The sequence below is a fragment of the Bradyrhizobium macuxiense genome (genome assembly GCF_001542415.1).
Taxonomy (GTDB): Bacteria; Pseudomonadota; Alphaproteobacteria; order Rhizobiales; family Xanthobacteraceae; genus Bradyrhizobium; species Bradyrhizobium macuxiense.
Genome location: NZ_LNCU01000013.1, coordinates 1 through 9,914, shown reverse-complemented (window position 1 = coordinate 9,914; position 9,914 = coordinate 1). Strand labels below are relative to the sequence as shown.

The following is a 9,914-nucleotide window of genomic DNA, read 5'->3' as shown; positions in this document are numbered from 1 at the left end:
CCAGCCGCAGCTTGAGCGTCGGGATCAACGTGTGGCCGCCGGCGACGATCTTGGTGGTGTCGGGATCGCGCTGCAGCAGATCCATCGCCTGCGCGAGCGAGCTGGCGCGGATGTAGTCGAAAGCGGCGGGGATCATCGGCTGGCTCCGGTCTGTGCGGCCTGCACCGCCGCCCAGATGCGCGGCGGTGTCAGCGGCATGTCGAGATGGGTGATGCCGAACGGCGCCAGCGCATCGAGTACCGCGTGAACCATGCAGGGCGGAGCGGCGATCGAGCCGCTTTCGCCGATGCCCTTGACGCCGATCGGATTGGTCGGCGAGGGCGTCTCCTGGAACAGCGAAGTGATGTTCGGCACGTGCTCGGCGCGCGGCACCGCGTAGTCGAGCAGCGAGCCGGTCAATAGCTGCCCGTTATCGGGATCGTAGCTGACCTCCTCATACATCGCCTGCGCGATGCCTTGCACTACGCCGCCATGAATCTGCCCGGCCGCAAGCAACGGATTGATCAGCGTGCCGACATCGTCAACCGCGACATAGTCGATGATCCTGACCTGCCCGGTCTCGGCGTCGACCTCGACATAGGCGAGATGCACGCCGGACGGCGCGCTCATGCCGGTCGGATCGTAGAACAGCGTCTCGTCGAGACCCGGTGTCAGCCCGTCGGGCAGCTTGTGGCCGACATAGGCCATGCGCGCGACCCTTGCGAAGCTCAGCGGCGCGATGTCGGTGCCCGGGACGATGAACAAGCCGCCGGAGTAGGCCACGTCCTTCTCGTCCACCTCCAGCATGCCGGCTGCGATCTTCCTCGCCTTGTCGACGATGCGCTGCGAGCAGACGTGGAGGCTGGAGCCGCCAACCGCCATCGATCGCGAGTTGAACGTGCCGTGGCCGGCCTGCACCTGCCGCGTATCGCCCTGGATGACGTCGATATTCTCGATCGGGATCTGCAGCACGTCGGCGGCAATCTGCGACAGCGAGGTGACGTGCCCGTGGCCCTGGCTCATGGATCCCGAATAGATCGTGGCGCGGCCACTGGAATCGATTGCAACGCGCGCGCTCTCCCAGCCGCCGCGATCGAACCCGCTCGCGGCGAGGCGCCGCGATGGCGCCATGCCGCACATATGGGTGTAGGTGGCAACCCCAATGCCGCGATAGACGCCATCGCGGCGCAGCGTCTCGCACTCCTTGCGGCGGCCGTCGTAATCGAAGGCGGCCAGCGCCTTCTCCATCAGGCTCTGGTAGTCGCCGCTGTCATATATCACGCCCATGCTGCCATAGGGCCGGTAGGGGAAGTCGGCGCGCTGGATGAAGTTCTTCCGCCTGATCTCGACCTGGTCGAGCTTCAGATGCCGCGCCACGGCGTCGATCGCGCGTTCGGCGATATAAGCGCCCTCGGGCCGGCCATAGCCGCGATAAGCATCGACCGGCACGGTGTTGGTGACGACGACTCGCGACAGCGCCTCGTAGTTGGCGATCTTGTAGGTGCCGGTCCCGAAATTGACCGTGTTCACCGTCGGGCCGCCGCTTGCCATGTTGGAGAGATAGGCGCCGACATTGCCGAGCGTGCTCACCTTCAGGCCGAGGATGGTGCCGTCGTGCTTGATCGCGATCTCCAGATCCTCGGTGTGCGCGCGGCCATGGCTGGTCGACTGATGGCTTTCGGAGCGGCTTTCCCACCATTTGACGGGAACGCCCAACTCGCGCGCGACGTAAGGGCAGAGCAGCTCCTCGGGATAAAGGTGCATCTTGGCGCCGAAGCCGCCGCCGATGTCGGGGGCGACGATCCGCAGCCGATGTTCGGGAATGCCGACGGTCTCGGCAATCCAGCGCCGGTGCATATGCGGAACCTGGCTCGGCATGTAGACCGTGAACGTGTCATCGGCTTCGGGAGCGGCAATGACGCTGCGCGTCTCCATGCAGGTCGGGATCAGGCGGTTGTTGACGATGCGGAGCTTGATGATCTCGTCGGCCTCGACTGCGGCCTTCGCATAATCGCCACCACGCACCTTGTAGACCGTCGTGATGTTGCTGGGGACATTGTCGTGCAGCTGCGGCGCACCGTCGGCGATCGCGGCGACTTCGTCGGTCACGGCCGGCAGCGTCTCGTAATCGACGTCGATCTGACCGACCGCGTCATAGGCCTGCGCCAGCGTCTCCGCCACCACCAGCGCCACGCATTCGCCGACGAAGCGCGCGCGATCGATGGCGACTACGGCGCGGAACGGCACCTTGGTGCCGGGAATGATCCAGTTCGGAACGATCGGGCCGAGCTTGCCGTCGAGGTCCTTGCCCGACAGCGCCAGCCGGACACCCGGGGCCGCACGGGCTGCGCTGAGATCGACGCGTTTGATATCGGCATGGGCGTGCGGCGATCGGAGGATCGCCATGTGGAGCAGGCCGGGCAGCTTGATGTCGTCGACATAGCGGCCCTTGCCGGTCAGGAGGCGATGATCCTCCCGGCGCTTCAGGGATTGGCCGATATAGCGCGTTGCGGAGATGTCGTTCATGGCTGCCGCTCCTTCCCGGCGGCCGACTGCACCGCGCGCACGATGTTGTGATAGCCGGTGCAACGGCAGATGTTGCCGGCGATGCCGTGGCGGATGTCATCCTCGCTCGGTGCCGGATGATCCCGGAGCAGCTGACGCACGCTCATCACCATGCCCGAGGTGCAGAAGCCGCATTGCAAGGCATGATGTTCGTGGAATGCCGCCTGGATCGGGTGCAGCGCCGCGCCTGACGGCGTCAGCCCCTCGATCGTCGTGATCGACGTGCCGTCCGCCATAACCGTGAGCACGGTGCAGGATTTCACCGCCTGCCCGTCGATCTCGACCGTGCACGCCCCGCATTGCGAGGTGTCGCAGCCGACATGCGTACCGGTCAGTCCAAGGTCCTCGCGGATGGCGTGCACCAGGAGCCGGCGCGGCTCGACCGCAAGCCTCGCCTGCTTGCCATTGATCGCGAACGTCACGTCGTGAAGCTTGTCGGGGTCAGACATCCAACCTCCTGTTGGTCGAAGCGGACGGCAATCGCAGCTCGGCCTGTTCGGGTCTTCGGCAAGCGGCCAAGTCCCGAGGGCGCCTTCGATCGAATGCCCATTGTCGGGAAGTAACTCTAATGATAAGAGTTGCTATGAGACAAGTGTCTTTTTATGTTCCTGTTGGACCGGTTTGCGCCCACACTCGCCGGCCTCAGGCTGGAACTGCCTTCACGGAGGTCCGATGCGCTCGAAAAGTTTCGATGGGATGGTGTGCTCGATCGCAGGCGTGCTGGACGTCCTCGGCGACCGCTGGGGCGTGCTGATCATCCGCGACATCTCGCTCGGCTTGAGCCGGTACGAGGATTTGCGCCGATCGACCGACGTCACCCACGCGACATTGTCCGACCGCCTCAAGCATCTGGAAAGCAACGGACTGGTGGAGCGACGGCAGTACCAGAGCGGACCCGACCGCTACGAATATCTGCTGACCAGGAAAGGAAGGGACGTCATCCTGGTGATCCAGGCTCTTGCCCAGGTCGGTGACAAATGGGCGGTCACCGGCGAGGGAGGGCCGCCGCTCAAGTTCGTCGATCGGAACAGCGGACGCGCGATCAAGCTCGCGCTGGTGGATGAGAAATCCGGCGACGTCGTGCCGTTGAGGGATGTCAGGCCGCAGGCCGGACCCGGCGCCGACGACCTGGTGCGTTGGCGGATCGAAAAGTTCGAGAACAAGGCGGGCCTGCGCGGTCAATAAGAGGCGAAGGCAAGGTCAAGGATACGTCACTTGAATTGGTATGATGATGATCATATCATTTGCTCGATCCGGGCGATCTGCTTGATGAACGGAAATGAGCAGCCCGGCCGTTTGGCTGGGCCGCAGCAGAAGCGACGGAACCGCGTCGCAACGACAATGCAAGCAACAAGCAACGACAGAAAACACAAAGGGAGTCGACCTTGACGAATGAAGCGCTGGTGACGCGAGACGATCACGACAACGTCTCGATTCTGACCATGGTCTACCGACCGTATAACCTGCTCGGACCCAAGCTGATCAACGCACTGGTCGAGCAGATTGAGGCCGCCCAGAAGGCGGGCAGCCGCGCGATCGTCATCCGGAGCGGCTTGCGGCATTTCTCGGCGGGGGCGGATCTCGACATCTTCGAGAAGCGCGTGGCCGCAGGCAGCGGCGATCAGGCCAACGAAAGCCGCCGGCTGAGCGGCGTCGAGTTCCTGCGCTTCATGGAGCTGCTGCCGATTCCGCTGATTGCCAGCGTGCACGGCGTCTGCCTCGGCGGCGGCCTCGAGCTCGCATTGTCTTGCGATTACATCGTTGCGGCGACTTCGGCGAAGATCGGTTCGGTCGAAGCGACGCTCGGGCTTCATCCGCTGCTCGGCGGCATTCAGCGGCAGGCGCAGCGGATCGGCGCGGCGCGTGCCAAGGAGATGTCGATGCTGGCGCGCAGGTACGATGCACCGACCCTGGAGAAGTGGGGGCTGATCAATCTCACGGTGCCGGAAGAGTCACTGGAGCAGGCGACGATGTCGGTCGCGCAGGAGTTCGCACAGGGGCCGACGCTGGCGCATGCCGCCACCAAGGAACTCGTTCATATCGCCGTGAATGAAGGCGTCGCTGCCGCGGATGAAGCGATGGCGCGGGTGCAGGCGCCGATCTGGGCGTCGGAGGATCTGAAGATCGGGCTGGCATCGTTCCGCAAGAACGGTCCCGGTCTCGCCAAGTTCGTGGGGCGCTGATCATGAGCGGCCCTCTCAGCGGACTTCGCGTCGTCGATTTTTCCCGCGTGCTCGCCGGCCCCCTGTGCGCGCGCACCTTGCAGGACCTCGGTGCCGAGGTCATCAAGATCGAACCGCCGAGCCCCGACGTCTCGCGGTTCGCGTTCCCCTCGACCGACGGCATGTCAGGCTACTACGCCCAGCAGAATGCCGGAAAGCGGAACGTCAGCATCAATCTCAATCTGCCCGGTGCCTATGAGCTGGCGCTCAAGCTGTGCGACACGGCCGACATCGTCGTGGAGAATTTCCGCGCCGGGACGCTCGGCTTCTTCGGGCTCGATTACGAGACCTTGTCGAAGCGCAATCCGCGATTGATCTACGCCTCCATCACCGGCTACGGCCAGGGCGGCCCGTGGCGCAGCCGGATGGCCTACGCGCCGACCGTGCAGGCGGAGGCCGGATTCACGGACAACAGCGTCCGTCACTATGGCGACGCGTTGAGCGAGCCGCGGACCGACAGCCTCTCGCACGCCGACGTCTACACGGGCCTTCAGGCCGCAATTGCAATCCTGGCCGCAGTGAACAGCCGGCAGACCACCGGTCGCGGACAGTATATCGACGTGGCGATGGCCGCCACGCTGCTGGCGATCAACGAGCGCGCCCATGTCGATCTGTCCGGAGACGATCTCGGCGCCGAGCCCGCGATCCTCGGTGCGACCGACTGCTCGTTCTTCACCGGGCCGCAGGGCGAATTCTTCACCGTCGCGACCAGCGTCGTCGGCAGCCGCACATTTCCGTCTTGGCTTCGCGCCATGCGCCGCGTCGACCTGATGGCCGACCCGAGATTCGCGACGGCGGCCGCGCGCCGCGCCAATTTCGGCGCGCTGCATCAGATCATCCAGGCCTGGATGCTGACCTTCCCCGACATGGCGACGCTGGATGCCCAGCTTGATGAAGCCAAGATCGCGATGGGCCAGATCCGGTCGCTGAAGGATCTCGCCGCCTCGGAGTGGAGCGACTATTGGGGCGCGGTCCAGCAGGTGCCTGACAGAAGTGGCGGCGAATACCGGTTGCCCGGGCGTCCATGGCATTTCTCGGCCGAGCAGCTGACGCCGGCTGGCATTCCGGCGTTTCAAGGCGAGCACAATCTCGAGGTCTTCCGCGAGCTTGGCATCTCGGAGGCGGAGTTGAAGCGGCTCGCCGAGGTTGGCGTGCTCGTCACGCACCCGCGCGCGGCGGCCGCGGCGGCAACGACGAAGCCCGGCGAGGCGGCGTGAGCCATCGCGCCACGATCGCCTGATTGACGAGGAATGGACGGACCCATGAAACTGGCAACCTTTGCTCGCGACGGTGCGCAACGTATCGGACTCGTTCACGCGTCCGATACGGCGGTATTCGATCTCGCGCTGGCGGCACAGCGCAACGGATCGGAGGTCGGGCCGTTCCGATCGATGCTCGATCTGATCGATGGCGGGGACCGGGCGCTCGACGACGCCCGCGCCCTGTTCGACTCTCACCGCGACGAGCGATCATTCTCGCATTCCCTCTCGGACGTCGAACTGCTCGCGCCGCTGCCTGTACCGCGCCAGATGCGCGACGCGATGTCGTTTCCCCTCCACATCCTGCAGGGCGTCCGGGGATCGGCGCTCCAGCTCGCCCGGGAGTCCGGAGACGCCCGGGAGGTCGCGCGGCTTCAGGCCGAGCCCTTGGGCGAGCTGCCGGCGGTCTATCGCGAAAGGCCGATCTACTACATCACCAATCGATTCAGCGTTGCCGGTCCCGGAGCGGTGGTGCAATGGCCGCGTTACAGCAGGCTGATGGACTATGAACTGGAGCTCGGCTGCATCACCAAGGGCCGCGCCAGCAACATCTCCGCAGGTAACGCGCGCGACCACATTTTCGGCTTCACCATCTACAACGACTTTTCAGCCCGCGATGCGCAGCGGGTCGAGATGCAGGGACGTCTCGGTCCCGCCAAAGGCAAGAGTTTTGACGGCGGCAACGTGCTCGGTCCCTGGATCGTCACGCCCGACGAGATCGGAACTCCTTACGGCCTGCGGATGTCGGTACGCGTCAATGGCGAGCTGCGTTGCGACACCACGAGTGACGGCATGCTGCACTCGTTCGAGGAGATCATCGCCTACGTCTCGCGCGACGAGACCTTGATGCCCGGCGAGTTCATCGGATCGGGAACGGTCGGCAACGGCTGTGGCCTGGAGACCGGCCGCTTCCTCGAAGACGGCGATGCGGTCGAGCTCGAGATCGAGAAGATCGGGAAACTCGCCAATGTCGTGCGGCGCCGGGATTAGCGGGTCGGCTCATTTCCAGCAAAACGCGAAAGCAACCAGTGGAGTGCCGGATGACGATACGCAAGGTCGAAATAGAGCGTCTCACGATGATCTCGTCCAACCCCTTCGACGTCGTCATCGCCTCGATTGAAGGCGCCATCGGCCACCCTGACATGGCCCAGTTCGGCAAGGCCTCCAGAGCCGCCGCCTCGCATGCCGAATTCGAGGGCCTGGTGCAGCGAAGCGTGAGCGCGCTCGGCCTGATGCTGTTCATGCGGCTCGACATCGGGGCGGTGTTGCGCAGGGAAAGCGGCCGCGCGCAGCCGAAGGCGGTCCGCTTCCTCATGGGTAATCCCATGATCATGAAAGAGATGGCCAAGCACGTTCCCGACGCAGCCAGCTACGCCCCGATCACATTGCTGGTCGACGAGCGGCCGGATGGGGTGCATTTGGGATACGACAGGATGGCGAGCTTTCTCGCTCCCTACGGCAACGACGCCGCGCTGGCCGTCGCGCGGGACCTCGATGCCAAGATCGAGAAGCTCATGCAGGAAGCCGCAGAATGAGGGGTCCTCGGCCAAGCAGGCCGTCGGCGATGACGAGGCCGGGACGTTTTCCCGGATCGTAGGTCTCGAGCCGTCCCGGGATCGCCCCTTCCGATCATCGGCGCCTGCCGCTTCTGATCCGACTTTTGCTGGACGCTATGGCCGCGCCGGTGATAACGGCTGAGTCGACCATTTGATGACGGGCCGCATGCCGAAGCCTCCTCCCGTTCCCTCCGCCAATCGAGGGCAAAATCAGTCCCCGATGCTGCAACGCGCCGTGCTCGCACTGCAGATGGGGCAGGTCGCCGAGGCTGAGCGGCTTGCGGCCGAGGTCCTGAAGGCGAACCGCACCGACGTCGCCGCCGCAACGATCCTGGCACGAGCGCTGATCGCCCAGAACCGCGGCGAAGCGGCGATCGCACCGCTGGAGCGGGTGGTTCGCCGGGTCGAGGATGCCGGTGTCGAGATCTTGCTCGGCGCGGCGCTGGGTGGCGCCGGCCGTCGCAACGAGGCGATCGACCTGTTGCGCCGGACCGTCGCGCGCCGTCCGCCATTCCTTCCGGCGTTCCAGGAACTGGCGGGCCAGTTGGCCGCGGCCGGGCGCCTCGACGAGGCGGTGGCCGTCATCGAGGGTGCGATTGCACTGGCGCCCGGCGTTGTCGACCTGCAGATCAGCTTCGCCCGCCTGCTGCTTCACCGCAATGAACGCGCGCGGGCGCGTGCGATCCTGGCCGAGGCGCGCGACGCCGCGCCGGGGCATCCCGAGATATTGACCACGCTGGCGCGCGTGCTGCTGCTCGACGGCGAATATACTGCTGCCGCGGATCTCTATCGTCATCTGCTGGCGCTGCGTCCCGACGATGCCATGCTGCGCGCCGACTTCGCCGCATGCCTGCTGGAGATGGGCGATCGCGAGGGCGGCGAGGCCAATCTGCGCCAGTCCATGCGCGGCCGTCCGCAGATGATCGGCCGCTCGATCTACGCGCTCATTCAATCCTCGCATGGCCGGTTCTTCTTCCGTCCGAGCGCGGTTGCGAAGTTCCTCAACGAGCCGGGCTAGATCAGTCCGCGCGATGAAGAGGCGCCGGCGCGTCGCGTGAATGCGCGCATGTGCAAGAACAATCCGGCGTCGGCATCTGCGACAAATCAACCCGACGGGCAACTCAGGAAAAACTCGTCAAGCCCGTGCGCGGAAGATATTTCCGTTTATCAGAAATTAGATTTGATGTATGAATTGGTCGTCTCACCCGATTGAGGGGCGCGTCGCGATCGTCACGAGTGTTGCGGTGAGATGCGGTGGACGCGGATTGTGTGGTCGACGAACATGCATGATGCGGACGGCGAAGTCGTGCAGGCCTGACGCCCTAGTTGTGGAGCCTCAAGAGGTTGTTCCCGGTCAATCCGAGTCTGCTGATCGGTGGCTTTGAGCCGATACTGCCATGAGGACGATGCCAGTTGTAGCAATGAAGCCATCGTGGCAACTCGGCTGCTCTTTCTGCTGAGGTGTTGTAGGCCTGCGCATAGGCCCATTCTCGTAGGCTGGTTTGAATGAAGCGTTCGGCCTTGCCATTGGTTTTGGGTGTATAGGGCCTGGTGCGGATGTGCTTGAGGCCGAGGCGCTTACACGCCCTTAGGAAGGCGAAGGATTTGTAGCACGCGCCGTTGTCGGTCATGACGCGCTGTACCTTCACGCCGAGGCTCACGTAGTAGGCCACGGCCGCCTTGAGGAAAGCGATGGCGCAACCCTTTCGCTCGTTCTTCATGACCTGGCTGAAAGCGATCCGTGACGCATCGTCGATGCAGACATGTACGTATTCCCAGCCTGGCCCTTGACGGCGAGAACGCAGATTGCTCGACCCATGTCGATCGCCGGTGATCCGATGGCCGATCCGATTGAACTTGCCGAGCTTTTTGATGTCTATGTGGATCAGTTCACCAGGATGCTGGCGCTCATAGCGCCGGATCGGCTCGGCCGGCTCCAGGGCAGCCAGCCTGTTCAAACCGAGTCGGCGCAGGATACGGCTGACGGTTGCTGCGGAGACCCCAACTTCGAGCGCGATCTGTTTGCCGGTGTGGCGCTGCCGGCGGAACGTCTCGACAGCGGCGCATGTGGCTGCCGGGGTTTGGCTTGGCAATGAATGAGGCCGCGAGGAACGATCCCGCAAACCATCGACGCCTAATGCGCGGAAGCGCTTGACCCATTTGGCGACCGTCTTTGCCGTCACATTGAATTGGAGCGCGGCTGTGGCCTTCGTCAGGCCGCCCTCGATCACGCTCCGCACCATCGCCTCTCGACCTTTCGGCGTCAAAGGCGCATTCTTGTGGATGTTCATCTGGTCTCTCCGGGGAACACTGAAGTTTCGCAACCTCAGCTT

General features: G+C 64.4%; 9 protein-coding genes. 6 read left to right on the top strand and 3 right to left on the bottom strand.

Annotated features, from left to right (window positions below; translation table 11 throughout):
- Window positions 1-132: 132 nt before the first annotated feature.
- Window positions 133-2,505 carry a xanthine dehydrogenase family protein molybdopterin-binding subunit gene (locus tag AS156_RS02785; protein WP_066499688.1) on the bottom strand — a complete coding sequence of 791 codons (2,373 nt, stop codon included), beginning with the start codon at window positions 2,503-2,505 and terminating at the stop codon, window positions 133-135.
- Window positions 2,502-2,993, bottom strand: a complete 492-nt coding sequence (locus AS156_RS02780; RefSeq protein WP_066499685.1) for a (2Fe-2S)-binding protein — start codon at window positions 2,991-2,993, stop codon at window positions 2,502-2,504. The genes AS156_RS02785 and AS156_RS02780 overlap by 4 nt, the downstream gene beginning before the upstream one ends.
- Before the next feature lie 223 nt (window positions 2,994-3,216).
- Here AS156_RS02780 and AS156_RS02775 point away from each other — a divergent pair, with 223 nt between their 5' ends.
- The 6 genes from AS156_RS02775 (at window position 3,217) to AS156_RS02750 (ending at window position 8,599) form a co-directional block, all read left to right on the top strand.
- Window positions 3,217-3,729 carry a winged helix-turn-helix transcriptional regulator gene (locus tag AS156_RS02775; protein WP_066499682.1) on the top strand — a complete coding sequence of 171 codons (513 nt, stop codon included), beginning with the start codon at window positions 3,217-3,219 and terminating at the stop codon, window positions 3,727-3,729.
- A 200-nt stretch (window positions 3,730-3,929) separates the two neighbouring features.
- Window positions 3,930-4,727: an enoyl-CoA hydratase/isomerase family protein gene (locus AS156_RS02770; RefSeq protein WP_245312521.1), complete on the top strand. Its 798-nt coding sequence runs from the start codon at window positions 3,930-3,932 to the stop codon at window positions 4,725-4,727.
- 2 nt (window positions 4,728-4,729) lie between these two features.
- Entirely contained in the window at window positions 4,730-5,983 is a 1,254-nt protein-coding gene (locus AS156_RS02765; protein ID WP_066499679.1) for a CaiB/BaiF CoA transferase family protein, read from the top strand.
- 45 nt (window positions 5,984-6,028) lie between these two features.
- Window positions 6,029-7,015 (top strand): fumarylacetoacetate hydrolase family protein, encoded by a 987-nt coding sequence (locus AS156_RS02760; protein WP_066499671.1) that lies wholly within the window; start codon window positions 6,029-6,031, stop codon window positions 7,013-7,015.
- 50 nt (window positions 7,016-7,065) lie between these two features.
- On the top strand, window positions 7,066-7,560 hold the full coding sequence (locus AS156_RS02755; protein ID WP_066499668.1) for a DUF302 domain-containing protein: 495 nt from the start codon (window positions 7,066-7,068) through the stop codon (window positions 7,558-7,560).
- Between the two features lie 241 nt (window positions 7,561-7,801).
- Window positions 7,802-8,599 carry a tetratricopeptide repeat protein gene (locus AS156_RS02750; protein ID WP_245312520.1) on the top strand — a complete coding sequence of 266 codons (798 nt, stop codon included), beginning with the start codon at window positions 7,802-7,804 and terminating at the stop codon, window positions 8,597-8,599.
- Between the two features lie 304 nt (window positions 8,600-8,903).
- On the opposite strand, the gene AS156_RS02745 is transcribed toward AS156_RS02750, so the two are convergent.
- The gene (locus tag AS156_RS02745; RefSeq protein WP_066498346.1) at window positions 8,904-9,872 is read right to left on the bottom strand and encodes an IS481 family transposase; all 969 of its coding nucleotides are present in this window, start codon (window positions 9,870-9,872) and stop codon (window positions 8,904-8,906) included.
- Between the last annotated feature and the right edge of the window lie 42 nt (window positions 9,873-9,914).

What these genes read in the sequence shown, in the direction of transcription:
- AS156_RS02785 (WP_066499688.1), bottom strand. Translation starts at nt 2,505, where the DNA reads ATGAACGACATCTCCGCAACGCGCTATATCGGCCAATCCCTGAAGCGC.
- AS156_RS02780 (WP_066499685.1), bottom strand. Translation starts at nt 2,993, where the DNA reads ATGTCTGACCCCGACAAGCTTCACGACGTGACGTTCGCGATCAATGGC.
- AS156_RS02775 (WP_066499682.1), top strand. Translation starts at nt 3,217, where the DNA reads ATGCGCTCGAAAAGTTTCGATGGGATGGTGTGCTCGATCGCAGGCGTG.
- AS156_RS02765 (WP_066499679.1), top strand. Translation starts at nt 4,730, where the DNA reads ATGAGCGGCCCTCTCAGCGGACTTCGCGTCGTCGATTTTTCCCGCGTG.
- AS156_RS02760 (WP_066499671.1), top strand. Translation starts at nt 6,029, where the DNA reads ATGAAACTGGCAACCTTTGCTCGCGACGGTGCGCAACGTATCGGACTC.
- AS156_RS02755 (WP_066499668.1), top strand. Translation starts at nt 7,066, where the DNA reads ATGACGATACGCAAGGTCGAAATAGAGCGTCTCACGATGATCTCGTCC.
- AS156_RS02750 (WP_245312520.1), top strand. Translation starts at nt 7,802, where the DNA reads ATGCTGCAACGCGCCGTGCTCGCACTGCAGATGGGGCAGGTCGCCGAG.
- AS156_RS02745 (WP_066498346.1), bottom strand. Translation starts at nt 9,872, where the DNA reads ATGAACATCCACAAGAATGCGCCTTTGACGCCGAAAGGTCGAGAGGCG.